The organism is Desulfofundulus thermobenzoicus, from assembly GCF_009428905.1.
Lineage (GTDB): Bacteria > Bacillota > Desulfotomaculia > Desulfotomaculales > Desulfovirgulaceae > Desulfofundulus_A > Desulfofundulus_A thermobenzoicus.
In genome coordinates this window covers 36,796-58,961 of the sequence record NZ_WHYR01000002.1, presented here as the reverse complement: position 1 = coordinate 58,961, position 22,166 = coordinate 36,796, and the positions used below count along the sequence as shown (strand labels likewise).

At 53.5% G+C, this 22,166-nt stretch carries 29 protein-coding genes; 5 read left to right on the top strand and 24 right to left on the bottom strand.

All coding sequences use genetic code 11. The features are described 5' to 3' along the window. Positions 1-82: 82 nt before the first annotated feature. Positions 83-1,450 (bottom strand): sigma-54 interaction domain-containing protein, encoded by a 1,368-nt coding sequence (locus GFC01_RS01105; protein ID WP_152944806.1) that lies wholly within the window; start codon positions 1,448-1,450, stop codon positions 83-85. 171 nt (positions 1,451-1,621) lie between these two features. Between GFC01_RS01105 and GFC01_RS01100 the strand changes: the two genes are divergently transcribed. Continuing rightward, positions 1,622-2,089, top strand: a complete 468-nt coding sequence (locus GFC01_RS01100; protein ID WP_152944805.1) for an iron-sulfur cluster assembly scaffold protein — start codon at positions 1,622-1,624, stop codon at positions 2,087-2,089. 78 nt (positions 2,090-2,167) lie between these two features. Further along, entirely contained in the window at positions 2,168-2,410 is a 243-nt protein-coding gene (locus tag GFC01_RS20105) for an FmdB family zinc ribbon protein (protein WP_423244355.1), read from the top strand. Between the two features lie 2 nt (positions 2,411-2,412). Here GFC01_RS20105 and GFC01_RS01090 read toward each other — a convergent pair whose 3' ends face one another. The 18 genes from GFC01_RS01090 to GFC01_RS01010 form a co-directional block, all read right to left on the bottom strand. Further along, positions 2,413-2,802, bottom strand: a complete 390-nt coding sequence (locus GFC01_RS01090) for a helix-turn-helix transcriptional regulator (RefSeq protein ID WP_152944803.1) — start codon at positions 2,800-2,802, stop codon at positions 2,413-2,415. Positions 2,803-3,009: 207 nt separating this feature from the next. Then, positions 3,010-3,540 carry a permease gene (locus GFC01_RS01085; RefSeq protein WP_152944802.1) on the bottom strand — a complete coding sequence of 177 codons (531 nt, stop codon included), beginning with the start codon at positions 3,538-3,540 and terminating at the stop codon, positions 3,010-3,012. Further along, the gene (locus GFC01_RS01080) at positions 3,537-4,016 is read right to left on the bottom strand and encodes a permease (protein ID WP_152944801.1); all 480 of its coding nucleotides are present in this window, start codon (positions 4,014-4,016) and stop codon (positions 3,537-3,539) included. Before GFC01_RS01080 ends, GFC01_RS01085 begins: the two co-directional genes overlap by 4 nt. A 251-nt stretch (positions 4,017-4,267) precedes the next feature. After that, positions 4,268-4,507, bottom strand: coding sequence for a DUF5320 domain-containing protein (locus tag GFC01_RS01075; protein WP_152944800.1), 240 nt, complete (start codon positions 4,505-4,507; stop codon positions 4,268-4,270). A 638-nt stretch (positions 4,508-5,145) separates the two neighbouring features. After that, complete coding sequence (locus tag GFC01_RS19170) at positions 5,146-5,403, bottom strand: hypothetical protein (RefSeq protein WP_243137131.1); 258 nt, start codon at positions 5,401-5,403, stop codon at positions 5,146-5,148. An 18-nt stretch (positions 5,404-5,421) separates the two neighbouring features. Beyond that, a complete protein-coding gene (locus GFC01_RS19165) occupies positions 5,422-5,559 on the bottom strand; it encodes a hypothetical protein (protein ID WP_243137130.1) in 138 nt (45 codons plus the stop codon). 219 nt (positions 5,560-5,778) lie between these two features. Then, entirely contained in the window at positions 5,779-6,147 is a 369-nt protein-coding gene (locus tag GFC01_RS01065) for a hypothetical protein (RefSeq protein ID WP_194174737.1), read from the bottom strand. Beyond that, positions 6,101-6,277: a metalloregulator ArsR/SmtB family transcription factor gene (locus GFC01_RS01060; RefSeq protein ID WP_152944798.1), complete on the bottom strand. Its 177-nt coding sequence runs from the start codon at positions 6,275-6,277 to the stop codon at positions 6,101-6,103. The genes GFC01_RS01065 and GFC01_RS01060 overlap by 47 nt, the downstream gene beginning before the upstream one ends. A gap of 53 nt (positions 6,278-6,330) precedes the next feature. After that, a complete protein-coding gene (locus GFC01_RS01055; RefSeq protein WP_152944797.1) occupies positions 6,331-7,503 on the bottom strand; it encodes a permease in 1,173 nt (390 codons plus the stop codon). Positions 7,504-7,762: 259 nt separating this feature from the next. Next, a complete protein-coding gene (locus tag GFC01_RS01050) occupies positions 7,763-8,140 on the bottom strand; it encodes a putative zinc-binding protein (protein ID WP_152944796.1) in 378 nt (125 codons plus the stop codon). A gap of 14 nt (positions 8,141-8,154) precedes the next feature. Further along, the gene (locus tag GFC01_RS01045) at positions 8,155-8,397 is read right to left on the bottom strand and encodes a thioredoxin family protein (protein WP_072871520.1); all 243 of its coding nucleotides are present in this window, start codon (positions 8,395-8,397) and stop codon (positions 8,155-8,157) included. Between the two features lie 124 nt (positions 8,398-8,521). Further along, entirely contained in the window at positions 8,522-9,577 is a 1,056-nt protein-coding gene (gene arsB / locus GFC01_RS01040) for an ACR3 family arsenite efflux transporter (protein WP_152944795.1), read from the bottom strand. A 101-nt stretch (positions 9,578-9,678) separates the two neighbouring features. Continuing rightward, positions 9,679-9,921, bottom strand: coding sequence for a hypothetical protein (locus tag GFC01_RS01035; RefSeq protein WP_152944794.1), 243 nt, complete (start codon positions 9,919-9,921; stop codon positions 9,679-9,681). 382 nt (positions 9,922-10,303) lie between these two features. Beyond that, complete coding sequence (locus GFC01_RS01030; protein WP_152944793.1) at positions 10,304-10,753, bottom strand: DUF2703 domain-containing protein; 450 nt, start codon at positions 10,751-10,753, stop codon at positions 10,304-10,306. A 197-nt stretch (positions 10,754-10,950) separates the two neighbouring features. Further along, complete coding sequence (locus tag GFC01_RS01025; protein WP_152944792.1) at positions 10,951-11,130, bottom strand: hypothetical protein; 180 nt, start codon at positions 11,128-11,130, stop codon at positions 10,951-10,953. 20 nt (positions 11,131-11,150) lie between these two features. Then, positions 11,151-12,065, bottom strand: a complete 915-nt coding sequence (locus GFC01_RS01020) for a permease (protein WP_423244354.1) — start codon at positions 12,063-12,065, stop codon at positions 11,151-11,153. Between the two features lies 1 nt (position 12,066). After that, positions 12,067-12,456 carry a PadR family transcriptional regulator gene (locus GFC01_RS01015; protein WP_341473680.1) on the bottom strand — a complete coding sequence of 130 codons (390 nt, stop codon included), beginning with the start codon at positions 12,454-12,456 and terminating at the stop codon, positions 12,067-12,069. Positions 12,457-12,744: 288 nt separating this feature from the next. Further along, positions 12,745-13,845, bottom strand: a complete 1,101-nt coding sequence (locus tag GFC01_RS01010) for a TDT family transporter (protein WP_207707565.1) — start codon at positions 13,843-13,845, stop codon at positions 12,745-12,747. A 515-nt stretch (positions 13,846-14,360) separates the two neighbouring features. Here GFC01_RS01010 and GFC01_RS01005 point away from each other — a divergent pair. Next, positions 14,361-15,329, top strand: a complete 969-nt coding sequence (locus GFC01_RS01005) for a permease (RefSeq protein ID WP_152944788.1) — start codon at positions 14,361-14,363, stop codon at positions 15,327-15,329. Positions 15,330-15,511: 182 nt separating this feature from the next. On the opposite strand, the gene GFC01_RS01000 is transcribed toward GFC01_RS01005, so the two are convergent. Then, positions 15,512-16,405: a LysR family transcriptional regulator gene (locus GFC01_RS01000; protein ID WP_152944787.1), complete on the bottom strand. Its 894-nt coding sequence runs from the start codon at positions 16,403-16,405 to the stop codon at positions 15,512-15,514. Between the two features lie 274 nt (positions 16,406-16,679). Between GFC01_RS01000 and GFC01_RS00995 the strand changes: the two genes are divergently transcribed. Then, positions 16,680-17,120 (top strand): thioesterase family protein, encoded by a 441-nt coding sequence (locus GFC01_RS00995; protein ID WP_341473679.1) that lies wholly within the window; start codon positions 16,680-16,682, stop codon positions 17,118-17,120. A gap of 220 nt (positions 17,121-17,340) precedes the next feature. On the opposite strand, the gene rd is transcribed toward GFC01_RS00995, so the two are convergent. Beyond that, positions 17,341-18,030 (bottom strand): rubredoxin, encoded by a 690-nt coding sequence (rd, locus tag GFC01_RS00990; RefSeq protein WP_341473678.1) that lies wholly within the window; start codon positions 18,028-18,030, stop codon positions 17,341-17,343. Between the two features lie 28 nt (positions 18,031-18,058). Beyond that, positions 18,059-19,231: an FprA family A-type flavoprotein gene (locus GFC01_RS00985; protein WP_152944877.1), complete on the bottom strand. Its 1,173-nt coding sequence runs from the start codon at positions 19,229-19,231 to the stop codon at positions 18,059-18,061. A 456-nt stretch (positions 19,232-19,687) separates the two neighbouring features. Between GFC01_RS00985 and GFC01_RS00980 the strand changes: the two genes are divergently transcribed. Continuing rightward, entirely contained in the window at positions 19,688-19,888 is a 201-nt protein-coding gene (locus GFC01_RS00980) for a ferredoxin (RefSeq protein ID WP_152944785.1), read from the top strand. Between the two features lie 63 nt (positions 19,889-19,951). Here the strand turns inward: GFC01_RS00980 and GFC01_RS00975 are convergent, their stop codons facing one another. Together GFC01_RS00975 and GFC01_RS00970 are read right to left on the bottom strand one after the other, a co-directional pair. Further along, entirely contained in the window at positions 19,952-20,998 is a 1,047-nt protein-coding gene (locus GFC01_RS00975; protein ID WP_194174736.1) for an NAD(P)-dependent oxidoreductase, read from the bottom strand. A 315-nt stretch (positions 20,999-21,313) separates the two neighbouring features. Further along, complete coding sequence (locus GFC01_RS00970; RefSeq protein ID WP_152944783.1) at positions 21,314-22,162, bottom strand: CoB--CoM heterodisulfide reductase iron-sulfur subunit B family protein; 849 nt, start codon at positions 22,160-22,162, stop codon at positions 21,314-21,316. Positions 22,163-22,166: the final 4 nt, after the last annotated feature.

The window sequence follows — 22,166 nt, the reverse complement described above, 5'->3', positions numbered from 1 at the left end:
TGGTTAACGGCAGTTCCACAGCGTTCCAAACGGCCCGGCCAAAGGCCGGCAACAGCACCATCGCCGGCTACGCACCTCCCGGTTAGCCGACTGTTTGTCCGTGATTATCATCAGGAAATTTAATGCCATAGCGTTTCATTTTCCGCCAGAGAGTGGTCTTATTGATACCCAATTCCCTGGCCGCCCTGGTACGGTTACCCTTGTGACGCACCAGCGCTTCCCGGAGCACACGCTCCTCCATTTCCGCCATGGTCAATCCTCCCGCAGGCCGGCCCTTTTCTTCATTCCCGTTCTGTAAATAAGCAGGCAGGTGTTCCGGCAGTATAAGCCCCCCCCGGCACAGGATGAAGGCATGTTCAATAACGTTTTGCAGTTCACGTATGTTGCCGGGAAAATCATGACCCATTATCAGGGCCATGGCTTCCGGAGAAATCCCTTCTATAACTTTTCCCTGCAACAGGCTCAATTTCTGAATAAAATGCTCCACCAGCAGGGGGATGTCTTCCCTGCGCTCGGCCAGGGAAGGCAGGGTAATGCTAAACACATTGATCCGGTAATACAGGTCCTGGCGGAAGCCGCCTTCGGCCACCATGGCAGCCAGATCCCTGTTGGTGGCTGCCACCACCCGAACATCGGCTTTGACCGGACAGACCGCACCCAGCGGCTCAAACTCCTTTTCCTGTAAAACGCGCAGTAGTTTAACCTGCAGGGCAGGGGAAATATCGCCAATTTCATCCAGGAAAATGGTACCTCCCCGGGCCAGGGCAAAGCGCCCGGGTTTGCTTTTCCGGGCATCGGTAAAGGCTCCCGCCTCATAACCAAACAGTTCCGATTCCAGCAAAGTGTCCGGCAGAGCGGCACAGTTTACCGCTACCAGTGGCTTTTCCCGGCGGGGGCTTAAATTATGAATGGCCCGGGCTAAAAGCTCCTTGCCCGAACCGGTAGGCCCCTGGATTAATACGGTGCTGTTACTCCGGGCTATATCCGGCAAAATGGTAAATATTTGCTGCATACGGCGGTTCCTGCTGATAATATCCATAAATGTATGCCGGCCATACAGCTCCTTGCGCAATTCCTCCACCTGGGAAAGATCGCGGAAGGTTTCCACCCCGCCGAGCATCTTCCCGTGCCTGTCCCTTAAGACACCGGTGCTGATACTGATGGGCAACCTTCTGCCGTCGGCGTTTACAATATAAACGGCTTTGTTTACCACCGGATTGCCGGTTTTTAAAGTTTGTTTCAATGCACATTCCCGCTCACAAATACTCGACCGGAAGACCTCCCAGCAAAAACGCCCTACGGCCTCTTCCCGGGTCACTCCGGTGATTTCTTCGGCGGCCCGGTTAAAAAAGGTGATCCGCCAGCCGGGATCAACAGTGAAAACTCCATCGCTGATACTGTCCAAAATGATCGGAGTAATCCCCTCGCCAACCGTTTTTTCCCCTGTCATCCTGCAAGCACCACCTTATCTGTAGAAAATTTTATCCCCATTATTGACTTATGTCAACAATGGGGATAAAATGGTTATGTATTTAGTCCGGAGAAAAAGCGGTTTCTGTGATGTGCCCCGGCTTGCCCGTGTAAAAAATAAATTATTCCAGAATTTTGGGAGGTCAGGCAAATGAACTTCTACCTGGATAAGCTGGCAGCGGATATACAGAAAGAGATATGGTCACAATTCAGCGATGTATTTATGGATCATGCAAAAAACCCCCGGAATATCGGCCGCATTGAAAATGCCGACGGCTATGGTTGCGTTACCGGCTTGTGCGGCGACACAATCCAGATCTGGTTAAAGGTAACGGACGGAAAAATTGGCGATATTGCCTTCTGGACTGATGGCTGTGGCACCACCATTGCTGCCGGAAGCATGGTTACTGAACTGGCCCGGGGCAGGACTCTTCCCGAGGCCTTGCAAATAACCCCCCGTGATGTACTGGACGCCCTGGGAGGGTTACCCGAGGACAGTGTGCATTGCGCTTTTCTGGCAGCAAACACCCTGCATGAAGCGATCAAGGACTATCAAAAATCTGCTAAAGCCGGCCATGGGGAAGATACCAATCAAAAGACAGACCATAAAGAAAGTTAAACAGTTGCCTTTACCCTGCGGTTCTCAAGTACAGCCGGAGAAATGTACCGGTTTATTAACTTACCTTTGGAGGGATGAATGATGCCCACTTACGATTATCAGTGCCATGATTGCGGTCACGTATGGGAGGTACGTTTGCATCAAGCGACAGGCGTTCCAGATAAATGCCCCCTGTGCGGCGGGCAGGACATACACCGTCTTTTCCCCGCTCCTTATATTGCAAAGGGAGGCAGCCGCCATCCCGGACACACATGTTGCGGCCGCCAGGAAAGATGCGAAAAACCGCCCTGTTCTACAGGCGAAGGCTGCCGCAAAAGATAATTTTACTTCCCGGGAAACTCTTCCCGGTATTTGAGCAGAAAGTGTTCCAGGCGGCGCTTATTGCTGGTTATGGCCTCCGCCCAGGCATGGAGCAGTTCCTCCCCCTCCGGGGTTAAATGATAAAGGCGCCTGGCCGGTCCGCCCCCGCTGGTATCCCACCGGGAAGATACCAGTCCCTCCTCCTCAAGGCGGCGCAGGTTACGATAAACTGTCCCCGGATCGGCCTCGCTGTTGTTAAAACCAAACTCCCCCAGGCTCTGCATCAACTCGTACCCGTGGGCCGGGCGTCTGTGAAGCAGGAGCAAAAGACAGGGCTGCATGAAGCGTTCCATGGGCGCCCCAGGGCACCGGCAGTCGCCGTGGCGGTGCCCATGGCCGTAATCTCTGCACATAAACGCACCTTCCTTTCATTCCAAACCAGGGCTCTTACTTTGTTATTGCAGCAGGTAAACCCGTGTGCAGGGTCCTGGCAGCCTTGCCAACCGCGGCCCTTAACGTGAACATTGAGCAAAAACACTGGTAATAGTTTCTCCGGCCCGGCCAGGTCCCCTAGGCAGCCGGCATTCCCGTATTGAGGCAAATACTTAACGGTAATAGTTTCACTCGTTAATACTGCGGGCAAACCTTCCTTTTTCCCTGACCTCTAAAATCATTTCCATGAGATAACCGGTGACAATGATGGCCGGCAGGGTTAATGCCAGCCGTAAAAGGGCGAAGGGCAGCCCGACAAACTTGATTTCCATCATCAACATGGGAATTTTAATGGTCGCCCAGGTGCCCAAAAAAATTACCGCGTTGGCCAGCCGGCAACCCTTCTTCAGCAATGCATCGGCCACCGGGAAGCCGGCGTAAAGGGGACCGGCCGCTGCAGTGGCCACCAGGATGGAAATAATCACACCGCGCAGGCCGGAATCCGGCCCCACATTCTTTTCCACAATTTGCCGGGGCACCCACACATCCAGCAAGCCCACCAGCACGAAAATGGGCGGGATGAACAAAAGCATTTCCACCAGATAATCCAGCGCACCTTTTACGGCCAGCCCACCCTGAACCGGATATTTCCAGCGGAGAAATAGATCCACCGCCACCACCAGGGCAAACAGGGCATATCTTTTGAGCTGTTTTTTCAACGCAGAAACACCCCCATCACCGCGCCTATAAGCAGGGCCAGGATAAACCCGATCATATTGCGCCAGAAAGTAAACTTCCGGCCAAAGTACGCAATCTCCAGAGGCGCCGTGATAATCCCCACCATCAAAAGTGTGGTAATGAAACCGGCCACCGCCATGACACTGGCCCCCGCCTGTAAAAGTGAAGCCGCCAGCGGAAAGGCGATAAAGGCAGGCATCAGGGTAACCGCACCCGCCAGGGAAATAAGTAAAATACCCCCGGGACTGTTATTCCCGAAGAGTCCCGCAATAATCTCCCGGGGCACCAGTGCCAGCATGAGCCCGATTAAGCCGATGATCCCCAGCATGCTGGGAAGGATATTGCCAAAAGATTTCCACGCAATGGCCAGGGCCTTTTTTGTTTTCTGCCGGTCGCGATGGTAGGAAGCAGCCAGAGCTCCTGCCGCCAGAACAAAAAGTATGACGTTGAATAACATTGCCTCACCCCTGTGCCGGTTTGACGAAGACCATTTAAATTACGTAATTTAACTACTACACGCACAGATGGCAGATCCTGTTCCATTTTTGCTATAACTTCCAGGTAACCATAGAGTTTACAACAAAAGCAGTTTACGCTCTCCGGAAGTTTGGCTATTTATACATTTCCGGATCCTCATCAGCACTCACCTTATTAGCAACAGCCGGTTAGAAGAGAATTAAATTACTTCTAACCGGCTGTTCAGCTGAACTAATTCCTTAGCTCTTTGATCCTTTCCTCTACCGCCTTCGCTTCTGCCTGCAACTCTTTGAGATAATTTTCCAGCCGGGCGATCCGTTCCTCCCTGCTATAAAAATGCCGGTGAAAGTGACCGCCGTGGCAGTGGCATCCATGGGACACTTGTTGCCCGTAAGCATACATATGACCCTGTCCCGTATGACCGTGACACTGTCCCTGCCCGAACCTTCCCTGTCCCGGTACGCAGCACATATGGCAATCCACCTTATATGTTATTTGCCTATATAGTTGGCCTGTAGATAATATATCACCATCAGGTCCTTTTGTAAACACCTTTTCAAAAATCTTTTTCAGTAAAACCTCCCGGTTGGTCTGACCCGCAGATATCCTCTTTAGCCGGTGAAGAGGGCTAACCAGTGGTTAGAACCGATCAACCCCTAAGGGGAGCCCTTTTCCACCTTCACCAGCCGAGGCGACCAGCGTAAAAAAAGGGCCATGGATCACCTGCCCTTTCCTCATCCGTAACAATCACATTGTAATCTTGCTTTCTGAAAAGCAAGAACGCCCGCAGAGGTTGCCGACAACCTCGCGGGCCCCTAAACACCTGCTGCTTATTTTTAGTTTGTTACAGTCAGCTTAGCCAAAAACTTTTCCAGGCTTTTTACTTTAAGAGCCCAGCGGTGAAGTTTTTCCATCCGGTTATGTCCTTGATTTTCCGTATGCGTTTGACCACCTCATGGGAGTAACCGCCCAGGTTTTCTTCCAGAGTACAGCATCCTGTAGACATTGTAAGCCCTTTTGTAAACCTTGCTGTTCTCCCTGGTCAATCCATTTTTCCCGGATGCCGTCAAACAGCGGAGACGCTTCCACTTTGCCCACCTCGAAGCGCTCTAATTTGCCTGCCCGCCACAGAGTGCGGACATAAACTCTTCAAAACTTTTTGCTTTAACGGCCCGGTGAAAAAGTTTCTTTAGTGTTTCCATGTCCTCAATTTTCTGCAGCCTCGCCGGCAGTTCATGGGGATACCGCCCGATGTTTTCCTCCAAAGCTTCAAGGATTGCCTCAATACGATCTTCCCTCGTTCCCTTTTGAATTCCCTGGTCAATCCAATTCTCCCGAATGCCGTCAAACAGCGGAGACGCTTCCATTTTGCTCACCTCGATTATTTATTCCCGTTTGAGGGCCACGGCTTCTTTTTCCAGGCGCTCTACATTATCCACGGGAATGCCGCGCACCAGTTGAACGAAGTGGGCCGGGTAGCGTTCGGCCAGCGCCTTAATAACAAGATCAAATTCCTGGGCCATGTCCGTTCTCCGTTTTTAGATTAATTATAACACTACTTTGTCTTTCGGGCTAGCTTGTTTTCCCAGCCCCACCTTGATTTACAGCAATAGACTAAGATGAAGTGTTTTAGTTCTTGCTGGATATTAACGCCTAAATATTACCCCTGCAGAATTCTATTTTCTTTTTCGTCAATTTTAGCCGGTGAAGAGGGCTAACCAGTGGTTAGAACCGATCAACCCCTAAGGGGAGCCCTTTTCCACCTTCACCAGCCGAGGCGACCAGCGTAAAAAAAGGGCCATGGCCGGCATCTGGATGAGCGGGTTGATCGCCAGCATGACCACCGTCAGCGGCGAAAAGAACTGGGCGGCCAGCGCCAGGGCCAGGGCGACATTCCCCTTCGCAAAGCCGGTCCAGCCCACCACCATCCCGGCGCAGGGGGTGACTGCCAGCAAAAGCAGGGCGACGGCAAAGTCGGGGTAATGGCGCAGGGCCAGCAGGACCAGCAGGAAACCCACCAGGGGAGAAAGGAAGAAGTTAAAAACCAGCGACCAGGAAATGGGCTTAATATTTTTCGCCCCCGAGATGCTGGGATACACCGGACCGCTCAACATTGACCCCATCAACGATCTCACACACACACCTCTCGCCATACCGCAGGAACTCCACGATACTTATCCTGGTGGGGTGGGCCAGGGCCTTCATCATTTCCGCCCTGGCCTGGATTACCTCATTACTCACTTTTACCAACTCCTGCACCTCGCCATTTCAGAACCATAGCCCCGGCCGAGCTCCTATCCCCAGATGGCCCCGTAAATCATCCCCGCTATGGTGGACAAAATCACTACCAGCGAGATATAGACGGCGGCCTTTTTGGTGCCCATTATCTGCCTGATCACAATCATGTTCGGCAGACTTAAGGCCGGCCCGGCCAGAAGCAGCGCCAGCGCCGGGCCCTTGCCCATCCCGCTGCCGAGCAATCCCTGCAGGATGGGAACTTCCGTCAAGGTGGCAAAGTACATCAGGGACCCGACTATGGAAGCAAGGAAGTTGGCGCCGAGGGAGTTCCCCCCCACCAGTGCCGAAATATATTTGGCCGGGATGATCCCCGTATCGGCATCGGGTCTTCCCATGAGAAAACCGGCCACCAGCACGCCGCCCAGCAGGAGCGGGAAGATCTGCTTGGCAAAGCCCCAGGTGGACTCCACCCAGCCGGCCAGCTCGTCTTTAGTGAACCAGAGCTTCAATATTACCGCCAGCACCACCAGGAAGAAAACAGTGAGGTACCAGTGTACCTGGTACACTGCGCTGAAGAAGCCCACCGGCTGGGCCGGCTTGCCCCAGGCCGCAAAGATCAGGATCAGCACCATGGTCAGGAAGTAAACGCCGTACTGCCACAGGGCCCTCCTGTCTTCCGGCGGTGGGGGTAAAGTAAGGGCGGCCGCTTCTTTTGCCTTTTCTTCTTTGAGGAAGATCAGGTGCATGAGCAGGCCGATGATAATGGAAAAAGCCACCGCACCCACCGCCCGGGCCACTCCCAGTTCGAAGCCCAACACCCGGGCAGTGAGAATAATGGCCAGGACGTTGATGGCCGGGCCGGAATAGAGAAACGCCGTGGCCGGGCCGATGCCGGCACCGCGGGTGTAGATCCCCGCAAAAAGCGGCAACACCGTACAGGAACACACCGCCAGTACGGTACCCGACACCGAGGCCACGCCGTAGGATAAAATTTTATTTGCCCCCGCCCCGAAGTATTTTAAGACTGAAGCCTGGGAGACAAACACCGCAATGGCCCCGGCGATGAAAAAGGCCGGCACCAGGCAGGTTAAAACGTGCTTCTGGGCGTAGTCCTGGAGCATGAAAAAAGCTTCCAGGATGGCCGACTGTACCCGCGGGTTGTGTAACGGAATGAAAAACGCTGCCAGGAAAATAGCAACCATTAAAAGGAATTTGTCGCGTTCTTTCATTGCCAGCACCCCTTTCACATTTTCAAATTACAACAAAGTTACATAGCTCATTACATGCTTTCCATCCCGGACTAACTGAAACGCCCTCACCTCCTGTGAACCCGCCCAAGTTAAGTATATTAGATTATTATAATATTGTCAATCCCTTTATACAGCAATCGAGAGCCAAAACAGGGTGGGTTGGAAAGTGGGGATAACTCAATATCCAGGCAGAAAAAAAGCGGGGAGTGGTTCTCCCGCGCCTTTTCGTGTCTGTGATTTATAGATTACATTGCAGGCGTTTCTTCACTTCCGTACAAACTTTCTCAATGTCATTTCTTTCGAGGTCGAAATTATGGGTCTTTTTGATATCCAGCCCGGTAACGACTATATAATCGGTAACCGGCAAATTTACATGATCAAAAATTTTTTTGGCGCAGGCCGTCGGGCAGCCGTCAATGACCACCAGCCGGTTTCCTTTTGAAGATTCAATAAAGCTTTCCACATGTCCGCCTATCCCGGCCAGGCAAAAGAGCTTTCCGACCCCATCTCTGGTAAGTTCCACTGCCGCCTGGTTGGCAATCTGCCCCACATTGGAACCCCCGGAGCACGGAAAGATGAGCACTGGTGCCGCCGCACAGGTACAGGTATCGGCCATCCCAAAATCCCTCCTTATTGCTTCTCTTCCTCGATGTAACGCTTGATGTCTTCTTTTCCGGGCACCTTGCCAAACACCTTGAGCTTGCCGTTAACCATAAGGCCCGGGGTTAGCATGACCCCTGCCTGCACGATCTCATCCAACTTCTCCACCTTCTTAACGTCGGCACTCAAGCCCATCTCATTAAGCGTCTCAACCACTGCCTGGTGCAAAGCCTTGCATTTTGGACAACCGGTGCCGAAAATCTTGATCTCCATAAAATCTGCACCTCCATGATTTATTGGCATATTACCGGCATTAATTATGCCAGGATTTTCCTGTATCTAACGGGACAAAACTTCCTTAAAGCAGGTGACATTTGAAACGACGGGTTATCTCAGCTCAGCGCAATCCGTGCGCGAAATATTTACGCCTGAAGGCCAGAGCCACGTTGACCAGGCCGATCAGCACGGGCACCTCCACCAGGGGACCGATGACGGTGGCAAAGGCCTGGCCTGACTTGATCCCGAAGACCGCCACGGCCACGGCGATGGCCAGCTCGAAGTCGTTGCTGGCGGCGGTAAAGGCAAGGGTGGTTGTAGTTGCATAATCCGCTCCAATCAATCTCCCCAGGTAAAAGCTGACCAGCCACATGAACACAAAATATAAAGTGAGAGGGATGACTACCCGGATTACATCAACAGGTAATGTAACGATCACTTCACCCTTTAAAGAAAACATCACCAGGATGGTAAACAACAGGGCAACCGGGGTAATCATTCTGATCCTGGGAATAAAATTCTGCTCATACCAATCCCGTCCCTTTGAGCCGACCATCGCAGTACGGGTAATGATGGCTGCTATGAAGGGAATACCCAGGTAAATGAAAACGCTCCTGGCAATTTCACCCATAGAAACATTAACCACTATACTGGAAAGGCCCAGCCACGCGGGAATAACCGTTAGAAAAATATAGGCATAGATGGAATAGGTAAGCACCTGAAAAATGGCGTTGAAGGCCACCAGCCCGGCGGCGTATTCCGGACTGCCTTCGGCCAGGTCGTTCCAGACCAGAACCATGGCTATACAACGGGCCAGCCCTACCAGGATAACACCGGCCATCAGATCGGGTTTGTCGCGCAACAGCAGGATGGCCAGGGAGAACATAACTACCGGGCCGACAATCCAGTTCATGATCAGGGACAGGGTTAATATCTTTTTATTGCTGAAGACCGCCGGAAGCTCTTCGTAGCGGACTTTCGCCAGGGGCGGGTACATCATCAGGATGAGGCCCATGGCAATGGGTATATTGGTCGTACCCACCTGAAACTTGCCCCAAAAATTAGCAATTTGCGGGTATATGTAGCCACCCAGCACACCCACGGCCATAGCCAGGAAAATCCAGAGGGTCAGATAACGATCGAAGAATGAAAGCCTGCTCGTCACTGATTGAGCCATGTTTGCTACCTCCTGTTAATGCTTACGGGAAAAACACCCCTCAATTGCTTGCAGGCCCGGTTCTCAGAGCGCCCACCGGGTGCTCACCCGAAGGGTACCCTTCACTTTTTACTGTCCAGCTCGGCCTGTTTGATCAGGTAATGCTGCTCGGCCGAGAGGGCGCACCCGTCTTCAATAACCGGTTCCATGTAGTACAGGCATTGCCAGTCGCGTAATTGCTCGCCGGGCGGTACCGGCTTTCCGGTAACGTGGCAGCGGATCAGTTGCGGGTCCACCGCATCGGGCGCCGCCAGGCCGCACTTACGGCAATCCTGCAGCAATCCAGCCACCTCCTGTCTAATCAATATCAATAACATCCCACTGCAACTTAGCAATCATTATTATACTATATACTATTAACCTAATACAATAGTTTGCTGTAAATTGCCATAGGTTTTGCCATTTTTATTCTGAGCAACATCAACGGGTAACGGATGGCTGCCATAAAAAAGAGCGGCCTTTACGCCACTCTTTCTTCTGTAAATGTTCAGTGATCCCCTGTGGTACCGCGTCGTCCACGCTTACTCCAGCGCCCGCAAGTCGTTTGTTTTGGACCCAGCACTCACCGGCATACCACGTCTTCCTAAAACCGGAGTTATCAATTAAACCTGATGTACCAGGAGCAGTGTCGTATTTTGGTGAGTGCCGGGCGGCACCGTGCCGGTAGCAGCGGTTTTGCCGAACAATTTATGTTTCCTTTTTTCGTCTGGCGGCGAAAAACCGCTTCAAATTGTCCGGCAGGGCTTTTATTTCAGAAGGACCATGCACCTCCGCTGCTGCTCTTATACCATATACCTCCCGGAGAATGGCATCAATGATCAGAGCTTTGGGTGGCACATGGTATTCCTGCCCCTGGTATACCCATACCCGGCAGTCCACATCCTCTCCGCAGAGATCACCACAGGATTCACAGAGGCTTTCCCGGACCTCAGGCTGGATATCCCGCCCGTTGACGCGAATGGTGGGCGAGCTGACAAACCCCAACTCCCTGGCCTGTTCTTCGCTCCGGACATGGATTTTGCGTACCACCACTTCCTTACCCGCCGCTTCCAGAACACCGGCCACTTCCGCCACAGCTTCTTCTAACGATGCTTCCGTGCCCCGGCACCGGGTGCAAACACTGGTATCCAGGAACATAAACTCGATGTCCACCCGCTTTTTACTTTCCGGAACGCAACATGATGAGCCGGTATCTTCAGCTGATCCAGTCACCGGAGGCGGACAGCATTGCGCCTTGTTTGAATGTATGGCTTTGTTACCATCTCTCGCACAGGTACAACTTTCACCAGGTACTATTGTTTTCAATCACCATCATCTCCTGTTTGGCAAATCACCTATTTGCCCTTTTCTTTTCCCTCATCCGGCATACAGCAGCAGCCGCATCCCTGTTCCTGTTTATTATTATTCTCTTCCCTGTCCTCTTTCACTTCTTCAATGATAATGCCCCCGCAGCAGCTGTTCTTTGACTTGCGAAAAAAGTTCAGAAATCCCTTGTTCTGCTTCCTTTCGGCCATTTTATAACCCCCCTTTCCATTTAGAAGATTAATTCAAACATATACCCGGCCACCACAGCCACGACAAAAATGGTTAGCACAAAAGCGGCCACTAACCTGGGTTTAAAAATGGCGGCCAGCAGGGTTATTTCCGGTATACTGGCCCCGCCTCCGCCAATGATCAGGGCCATGATGGCGCCCAGACTCATGCCCTTGGCCTGCAGCACCGCCGCAATGGGGAGCATGGTTTCCACCCGGATGTACATGGGCACACCCACAATGGCCGCCACGGGTATGGCCAGGGGGTTACCGGGTCCGGCCACCCGGACGATGAACTGCTCCGGCACAAAGCCATAGATAAAGGCGCCGATTCCCGCCCCGATGAGCAGGTAGGGAACCACCTGGCGGAAGAGATCCCACGTTTTGCCGGCAGCGCTCCCCACCTTCTCCCTGTTTGTAACCGACGCCCTGACGGTTTCCGCACAGCAGCAGCATTCCTGCTGCACTACCCGCACCCTTTTAAACTCCCCGGCCAGCCCCAGGCGCTCCCACAGGGCGCCCGTGAACACTGCCGCCAGAAAGGTGAATACTCCGTAAATCAATGCCACCCGCCAGCCCATGAGGGTTAAAATAAGACCCAGGATCACGGGATTGAGAAGCGGTGAAGCCAGCAAAAAAGACATACTGGCCCCAAATGGGGCGCCGCCGTTGAGCAGGCCCACCAGAATGGGAATGGTGGAACAGGAACAAAAGGGGGTGACCGCCCCCAGGGCAGCCCCCAGAACATTTCTCCACCCCCGGCCGGGTTTGGTGAGCACCCGGCGGACGGTTTCCTCCGGCACAAACTCCTGCAGCAGGGCAATCAAAAAGGAAATGCCGATAAAAAGAACAAGCAGTTCTCCTGCGATCACCATAAAATATTTACCGGCAGCGGCCAGACTGTTTATCTGAAACAACCTATCCATCCTCCTTCATTAGAAAACCTCCATTGGGAGGATTACCGCTTTTAATGGCCTGCAGGATATACTCCGCCACCTCCCCCCAGGCCCTGGAGGCCACCCGGTAGGCCCGCTCCCCCGCCGGTGTGAGGGTATAAACCTTGCGCTCCCGGCCGGAAACCAGTTCAGTGGTCATTTCCACCAAACCGGCCTCAGTAAATTCTTTTAAAACCGGGTAAAGGCTTCCTTCCGTGGGGGCACAGCAGCCGTGGGTAATGGCGCCCACCTGTTTGGTGATTTCGTAACCGTGCACCGGCTGCCGGTGAAGGACGTGCAGGATAAAAAACCGGGAAAGACTCATTTTGATCAAGCCGGCCCAGTATTCTTCGGATCCGTATTTATGTTCCACCTGAATGTTCCTCACCTCCTCCGGGACTCTTATATACATTGTAGGGCTATGCATAGACCCTGTCAAGAGAAAAAATCTTAACCTGAGGGTCGCCCGCAAGAGAAATAGCAGTCGGCAAAAAGACATCTCTGAAAATATCGTCAGCCTGAGATAAAGCGTAGTAAAAAGCTATCTTCGGAAACAGGGGCTGTTCTAGAAGCCGGGCAGGACTGGTTCCTGCTAATATCGTCATCTCCTCGCCTGGCGGGAACCCATTGGGGACGTAGTTTTTCCTTTGTACTGCATTTACTACTTTCCTTGCTTAGGCAGGGTTGGTGACGGCGACGGCGGCAGCAACAACCGGCCGCTGAAAACCCCGGCTACCGTTCTGCCAAAAGTAGCCGCCCATAAAAGGGCCAGCAACACTGCCAGAGCCACCCCGTACCAGTAGACGGCAGCCACCCCTGTATAGCGGAAAACCTCCAGAGTAGCCAGCGTGTAAGCCGCCAGAGGAAAGATAAAAGCCCACCAGGATAAAGTGAAAGGTACTCCGCCGGATCTTACATAGTGCATGGTAACCACCGCCGTCAGCGCAAAGGCCCACAGCCCGAAGCCCCAGAAAATGAGCGCCAGGAATTTGACCGCCTCCCCGTCAACGAGAAGGCCCAGCATTTTGGAAACATCGGCTAAACCCAGCAGGGCCACGGTGCCGACGCCCACCGGCCCCAGCAAAATCCAAAAAGTCGGGGCCACCGCCGCGGGCGGCATCTTGTGCTTAATCAGGCGGCCGGTAACGATGGGAAACATGGTCAGAAACAAAAGCAGGCCGATCCCGTAGAAAACGACATCGACCAGGTTGATCAGTACGGCCTTTGTCCACCCGCCGGGGGCCAGCGCCGCAACGAGGGGATTGCCCAAAAGAGGCACGACAATGTTAACGACCGGCGTCATGAGCCAGGCGAAATTGATCGGCTCGGGACCAACGGCCTCCATACGCATCAAATTATACATTCCATATACACCGAAGACAAAAGCCAGCACCGCACCGGAAAGCCACAGGACAACCCCCAGGCCAACCAGAAAACCGGCGGAAAGATACGGCCGGCCGATTAAAAAGAAATTAGTCCCCAAAATGATGCAACCGGCCGGCATGGTAATAAAAAAGTTAGAAAGCAGAGGATGATTTAAATCGGCAAAGGCATGCTGGTAGTGAAAAAGCCACCGGACGATCCAGGGGCCGACCAGGATGAGAAAAAGAACAACGTTCAGCCACCACAAGGAAACAGCTGCCCCATGCAAAAGAGGGGAATTATCCTTAAACAGGTAAAGAACATTGGCCAGCCCGCCCGTACCCATCACGGTGGCAAACCAGGCCGGCGAAAAATGCTTTAAGATCTGCCCATTTGGCATTTTCATTCCTCCCGCAAATACTTTTTTCGTTTTCAATTCAAGCAGTAACCGGGGAACCGGTTTTTATTCGCCCGGCAAGCAGGCAGATAAACCAAAAATCTCCCATTCTATCTCCCCCATATTATATTAGAATATTGGTATGCATTAATATTATATTCCGGTCATTTTTACCGGTCAATACGCTGCCCAAAAATTAAAAAAGGGCTGGCAGATTCTTTTGGAATATATTAGAATATAGGGTAATTGGCCCGGCGTAACCGTTGCTTGGTGGGGGTGGCTGTAATCATGTGGACAACGCGGGGATAAGACGGGGCATTTGAATGAATTTGTTTTACCGGTCCGTTGCAAAAAACTTGCAAAAAACTATTGACAGGGGAAAAAGCAAATACTATATTAGTATATGATAATATAGTGAGCAGAAGTCGAAACATCCTTTGTCTTTGTTTACTTAATCTCCATTTAACGGTGGGGCTATGATTTTAAATTTTTATTACTCAGACAGGAGGTAAGACGTTATGTTGAAATTTTTGGCTGACCAGCTGGTTTATAATTTATTCAACATCCAGCGGGGGAGCATGCTGGGAGAGGCTTTGAACTTCTTCTTCTATGATACGATGAAAATTTTTCTGCTCCTGGTGGTGATCGTTTTCGCGGTGGCGGTAATCCGCAGTTTCTTCCCCCCGGAAAGGGCGCGCAAACTGCTGGGTAACCGCCGGGAATACGTGGGTAATTTAATGGCCGCCCTGCTGGGGATTGTCACTCCCTTTTGCTCCTGCTCGGCAGTGCCGCTGTTCATCGGCTTTCTGGAATCGGGCCTGCCCCTGGGCGTCACCTTCTCCTTTTTAATTTCTTCCCCCACCGTCAATGAAGTGGCCCTGGTCATGCTCTGGGGCCTGTTCGGCTGGAAGATTGCCCTTCTCTACATCGGCGTCGGGATAACCCTGGCCCTGATCAGCGGAATAGTCATCGGGAAACTTAAACTGGAACACCTGGTGGAAGATTACGTTTACCGGATCCGGATGGGTGAAAGTGAAGTACACGTGCCCACCTGGCGGGAACGGCTGGAATACGCCCGGGATTATACAAAGGATATCATCAAGCGGGTGTGGCTGTTTGTACTGCTCGGCATCGGCATCGGGGCATGGATCCATGGTTATGCGCCCATCGATCTGGTCATGAAATACGCCGGCCCCGGCAATCCCCTTGCCGTGATCGTCGCCGTGCTGATTGCCATCCCTTTGTACTCCAATGCCGCCGGGACTATCCCCATCGTGCAGGCACTGGTGGAAAAGGGCATGCCCATGGGTACGGCCCTGGCCTTCATGATGGCCATCGTGGCCATTTCCACGCCGGAAATGATCATCCTGCGCAAAGTGATCAAGCCAAAGCTGATGGCCATTTTTGCCGGGATCATCGCCACGGGGATTATCTGTATCGGTTACCTGTTCAATTTCGTCTTTGCCAACCACCTGCTGGGAAGCTGACAAGGAAATCGTATTATATTAGCAAATCGAGGATTACCGCTTTTAATGGCCTGCAGGATATGCCTTTAAACGCAAGTATTTTAACCCGAATGGCAGCCGGCAGGAGGTCAATTACAGATAAAGCCGGGGAAGGCGCGGCCGTATCCCCGGCTTTAAGCCAGGCACTGGCGGGAAAGGCCATGTTAACGTGAGTCCTCCAGCAAAACGTTTAAGAAGGCCCTCTTGAATGATGTAAGAATTTTGTCCTTCCGCACGACCACCGCCAGGTAGGCGGGCTCGAAGATATGGCTTAAGGAGATAAATTCCAGTTTTCTATGTTTTAATCCCGGCAGGTCTCTTACTATGGTGGCGAAGGAGATGCCCAGGCCCATTTCCACGTAGAGTGAGCTTAATTCAACATTTGATGATTCCATGATAATACGGTAGTTGATTCCCAGCTCCTGGAAAAGATCCTCCAGTTGCATACGGCTGCTGTATTCGCCGTTTTTCGGAGGCAAAATGAGGGGGTACTGGGCTATTTGCCTGATGGTAACCCCCTTTGTTCCGGCCAGGGGGTGTCCGGCAGGGGTCAGCAAGACGGGCTCTACCTTTTTCCAGCGAATCTTCGCCAGTTCCTTCGGAACGACAGACTCAAGAGCCATGCCAAAATCGATATCGCCGTTTTTGACCAGCTCGATGACGTTTTGCTGTGAGCGGTCGAGCACAGTCAGCTCGACCCAGGGAAATTGTTTCGTATATTCCCTCAGTACTTCCGGAAAAAGATGGTAAAGGGTGGTAAAAGGCGCGGCTATTCTCAACCTTCCTTTTTGAAGACCTTTAAGTTCGGCCAATTCCTCCATGAGACAGTCATATTTGTTTATAATTGATTCCGCAAAAGCAAGGAATTTTTCACCCGCCGAAGTGAGCCTTAATCTTCTTTTTCCGATCCTTTCGAACAACAGGCAGTCCAGTTCCTCTTCCAGGGCTTTGATCTGCTGGGTCAGGGCAGACTGGGTTCTAAAGGTGGCACCGGCGGCCCTGGTAAAACTCCCCAGCCTGGCCACGTGATAAAAACTGACGATTTGTTTCCACTCCATTGAAAGCCCTTCTCCCCGGCTGATAAACCAGCAGGTTTTCATTAATTTTCAAGCCCTTATAATCTTAAGGCCAATTCCATTGCCCCGTCAAAATTTTTCCCGGCCTCAAGGAACCTTAAAACCGGCACATCCGACAGGAGTGGCAGCTGTGCTGAATTCCGGGCTATATATATTATTATATCTAATTAACAATATTTTAACAATTAATTTGTCTTATAACTGCTTTTCTGTTAAGTTAGAATAAACGATATCCAATGGAGGGAGGCAAAACGGCGTGAAAGATTCTTTGCAACCGGGCCTGACTTACCAGTTTAAGTTTCAGGTCCCGGAAAACAAAACCGTGCCCTATCTTTACCCGGAATCTGAGGAGTTCCAGGTTATGCCCCGGGTTTTGGCCACGGGGTTCATGGTTGGTCTGTTCGAGTGGGCTTGCATCCAGGCCGTCAACCCTTACCTGGACTGGCCTGATGAACAAACGGTGGGCACCGACGTTAAACTAAGCCATGTGGCCGCCACCCCGCCCGGACTCACCGTCACTGTCAATGTCAGGCTGGAGAAAGTGGAGGGCAGAAAGCTAACTTTTTCAATAATTGCCGATGACGGGGTCGATAAAATTTCCGAGGGCACCCATGAAAGGTTCGTTATTAATGCCGCCAAATTCAACGCCAGGGCACGGGCCAAGGCTTCCCGCGCTTTCCCTGTACAAAATATTTAAAGGGCGGGTGCAAGAAATGCCAGGCCACCTTTGGAAACCGCGCAGGAGGCGCTGGCCGCGTTAAACATGGAAGCAAACGTGGAAAAGGTGGAAGATCCGGGAAATGTAGTGAACTATGGGGGACAGTCCCCTTCGGGGGAAAACGGATGGACGGGGCCGCCAGGCCCCGTCCGTTTCCGTCCTCATGGCAGCGCTTCAGGCAGAGGCCAATGATCTGTCTTCAGGCTTCCTTTTCAAACTCGTCCTTGCCCGCTCCGCAGACGGGACAGACCCAGTCACCGGGCAGCTTTTCAAAGGGAGTTCCCGGCGGCACGCCGTTCTCCGGGTCCCCCACGGCGGGGTCGTAGACATAGCCGCATATCTTGCACACATACTTGTCCATTTTTTCCGCCGGCTTTTCTTCTGTTCTGGGGGTGAAGGTGGGGGCGGCTTTGGGCACACTGCCCCGCTTGACCTGGTGGTAGTAGGCGTAGGTCATGGGAGTGCCTTCCTTCAACACTTCCGCCCCGGTTAACTCGCCGATGAAAATGGTATGGGTGCCCGCGTCCACTTCCTGGATGACCCGGGCCTCCAGCCAGGCCAGGGTATGCTCGGTGACGCAGGGTACACCGTTTTCCGTCAGCCTATAATTCACCCCGGCGAACTTATCCACTTCCCGGCCGGTTTTAAAGCCGAACTGGCCCACCAGGGACAGGGGGGCTTCCTGGGCCAGCACGGACACGGCAAACATCTTGCTGTCCCGTATGAATTCATTGGTCAGGTTTTGCTTGTTGATGCTCACGGCAATGGTGGGCGGCTCGCTGGAGATTTGAAACACCGTATTGGCAATCTGGCCGTTAATACGGTCGCCCTTTTTGGAGGTAACAACGTAAAGGCCGTAACTGATTTTGTGCAGCGCCTTTGGGTTCACCAAATACCACCGTCCCTATTTTTATTTTTTATATCATTTCCCCCAGCCGGCGCCCCGTTTCCCGGGCCGCCGCCAGCTCGTCCCCGTTCGGGATATACTGGATGTTCACCACGTCCAGGGGCACTTCCCAGCCCATGGCTTCCAGGGCGGCCTTAACTTCCTTCGCCCCCTGGCCGCCCCAACCGTAGGAACCGAAGGCCAGGCCCAGGCGCTTTTTGGGCCTGAGTCCCCTGACATAGGTGAGAAAACCGCTAACCGAGGGCAGCATGCCGTTGTTTAAGGTGGGCGAGCCCACCAGGATGGCCTTTGACACCAGTACATCGGGCATGATTTCCGACATGTGGCTGGTCTGCAGGCAGCGCATGGTTACGGGAATGCCGGCTTCTTCCAGGCCCTCCTGCAGGGCCTGGGCGATTTTTTTGGTGGACCCCCACATGGTATCGTAAACGATCAATGCCTTTCTTTCCGTCTCATGGTTGGCCCAGCGGCGGTAAACGGGCAGGATCCGGTCCAGGTAGGAACGCCAGATCACCCCGTGGCTGGGGGCAATCATCTCCACGGGCAGCCGGGAAACCACGTCCAGGGCCTTATTCACCTGGTCGCCGTAGGGCAGGACGATGTTGGCGTAATATTTGGCCGCCTCCTCGTGCACCACCTCCCAGCCCACTTCGTCGTCAAAACGCCCGGTGGCGGCTATGTGCTGGCCGAAAGCGTCATTGGGCAAAAGGAGTTTTTCCTCAGGTATATAGGTCACCATGGAATCGGGCCAGTGCACCATGGGCGTGTGCACAAATTTCAAGGTACGGGAACCCAGGCTGACCTCGTCACCGGAGTTCACCACTTGAAAGTTCCAGTCCTTTTTATAGTGGCGCTCCAGTCCCTTTTTGCCCTGGGGCGAGGTGATGACGGTGGCCCCGGGAGCCAGTTCCATAATTTTGGGGACGCTTCCCGAATGGTCCATTTCCACGTGGTTGACCACCATGTAATCGATACGGGAGGGATCGACCACTGCCTTAATCCGGCCCAGCATCTCATCAAAAAGGTAATGCTTTACCGTATCCACCAGGGTGATCTTATCGTCCACAATCAGGTAGGCATTGTAGGTGGACCCCCGGGGGGTGAGGTAACCGTGAAAATAACGCAGATCCCAGTCAATGCCGCCCACCCAGTATACGTTAGGTTTAATTTCCACCGGCCGCATGGTAAATTCCCCTTTCCTGAAAAGTTTGCCACGAATCAGGCCGGACAAAACATTTCCCCTGTCCGGTCAGATTACCGTAAACAATTTAACCCGGCACTTATTATATTAGTTATTTTTCTTAATAAGATTTCACTGCTGAAATCATCTTTCCTGCCGCCCGGGTAAAGTTCAACTTTTAAAATCAGTGGACCAATTGCCAACTTTCCAACGGTTATCCAGCCAGATACAACCCGGCCCCGGGGGAAACTGATCACGGTTAAAAATTACAATGAGCCGGTTCCTGAAAAATAATGTTTGACAAATTTTTTGTTTTTCCTTCAGGAGCAGGAAAAAGTTCTCTTGACTGGATGGAGAAAATAAAATAAGCTATGGATGCCCAAAAATCTTCTGGCCGAATAATCCCGGTGGTGTTATAATACCTGCTGGTATAACCCTTTGAGGAAGGAGGGGAATAATATGGCCAGAATTCCGTATATTGATTCGGAAGAGTGCATGTCCTGCGGTTCCTGCGCCGAAACATGTCCGGACGTGTTCCAGATGAACGACACCCTGGGTTTTGCCGAGGTGGTCAATCCCCATGGCGCCAGTGAAGACGAAATTCAGGAAGCCATCGATATGTGTCCGGCCCAGTGCATCCACTGGAATGAAGAAGAGTAAGGAAAAATTAGGGGGCATCCCCGGGGGGTGGCCCCTTAATTTTTGCCATGAACATATGCACTCTCAGTCATTTCTCGCCACCACATGTTCCAGCGGCCTGCCGGCCAGGAAATTGACGATTTCCCCGGCAATGATCCGTGCCGCCCGGACAGGTGCGGCCTCCGTTTTGCCCCCCAGGTGGGGGGTGAGGAAAAGGTTGGACAGGGTGAAGAAGGGGTGTTCCGGCGGCGGGGGCTCCTGAACAAGCACATCCAGGGCCGCCGCCCGGATTTTCTTTTCTTTCAAGGCCCGGTAAAGGGCTGCTTCATCTACCAGCTCGCCCCGGGCCGTATTAATCAGACAGGCGGAACTTTTCATCATATCCAGCTGGGCGGCGCCAATCAGGCCGATTTTCTCCGGCCAGGGCCTGGTATGCAGGCTGACAAAATCGGCAGAGGACAGGAGTTCTTCCAGACTGGCGGGCCGGCAGCCGGCGGCCCGGATTTGGGCCGGATCCACGTGAGGGCTGTGTACCAGTAAATGCATCCCAAAGGCCTTTGCCCGTACCGCCACCCGGCGGCCCACCTGCCCAAAGCCGACGATGCCCAGGGTTTTGCCGGCCAGTTCCAGTCCCTCCAGAAAGCTGCGGCAGTCATACTGCCAGAGCCCGGGCCCCAGGCGCCCTATCTGGTGACAGACTTCTCCCAGCTGGCGGGCCAGGTGAAGCAAAAGGGCCATGGTCAGGTCGGCGGTGGATTCCGCCGCCCGGCCCGGTGCGTGGACCACCGTAATGCCCCGCTTTGCGGCGGCTGCCACATCCACATTCACCGGGTGCGCCCGGGCACAGGCGATTAAACGCAAATCCGGCGCACCGTCCATCACTTCCCCGGTTACCGGCGCCTTGTGCACCACCAGGATGTTCGCCCCGGTCACCCGGCCGGCCAGTTCCGCCGGTGAGCCGTAAAACTCCCTTACCCGGCCCGTATCCCCGGAAGGGGCACTGGTGGCGGCGCACCGGTCACCGGCGGGCAGAATCTCCATATCCACCGGCCGGCCGGCCAGTGCAGAAGGCAGTTCCTTAATCAAAGCCCGGGCGGTCAGGGTGCCGTCGTCTACAATCACCAGACGCATCCGCCGCATTCACCTCCTGTCCTGCCACAGGTTGGCAATTCGCTTTCCCTGGCAGGAAATCCTGCCGCATTTAAAAAAACACTTTTTCCATTGCCAATGCCCGGTAAAGCCGCTCATGGCGCAGCGTTTCCCGCTTACGCCCGGCCCGGTAACATAAAGCCGCCCGCCACCGGTCAACGGGCGGCGGGCGGCGGGAATCCCGGTTCATATTTAATTTTGGTACTACGTTGTCCGGCTCGCCTCCGCTCCCCGTAAGCGGTTCCCTTTGAACAACCAGACAGCCTGCCTTTGGTGGCTTAGCCGCACTGTTATTTCTTACCCCAGCACCTGGCCCAGCACCGGGAAGGGATCCACCAGGTGCCGTTTCAACCATGCTTCGCTTTCCGGCACACCAAAGGCCAGGCCCATCAATTCGGTAAAATAAAAAACAGGCATGGTGCATTCCGGGTCCCGGCGCATTTCCAGATTGGCATGACACAGGGTGCAGGCGGTGACTATGGCGGCAGCGCCAATCTCCCGGGCCATTTCCAGCAGGAAGGAAACCATCCGGCGTACCGTCTTTGCGTCGCAAATGGACAGGCTGGCTCCGCAGCAATCGGTTTTATAGGACCATTGCAGGGGCTCGGCTCCCAGGGCCGCCATCAGGCGGTCCAGGCTGACGGGGAATTCGGGTGCATCAAACCCCACCATCCGGGGCGGGCGCACCAGCAGGCAGCCATAATAGCAAACCACCTTCAGTCTTTTCAAGGGCCGGCGCACCCGCTCCCGCACCCGGTCCACGCCCACCCCTGCCACTACCGCCTCCAGCAGGGAGAGCACCCGCAGGTTTCCACGGAAGCCCGACCCCGTATGTTCCGCCGCCCGGCGGGCTTCTTCCGGGTTGTTTTTCAAGGCATAATCCGTGGTTTTCAAGCGGTTGTAACAGGCCGAACAGGAAGCCACCAGGTCCCGGTCCATCTCCCCGGCCAGGGCCAGATTGCGGGCCGGCAGCAGCAGGCCCAGCCGGCCGTTCAAACTATGGGCCGAGGTGGCCCCGCAGCAGTTCCAGTCCGGCAGTTCCACCAGTTCTACCTCCAACTCCCCGCATACCGCCCGGGTGGACAGGTCGAATTCCCTGGCGGTGGCTTCCAGGGAGCATCCGGGAAAATAGGAAAAGCTGAGCATATTC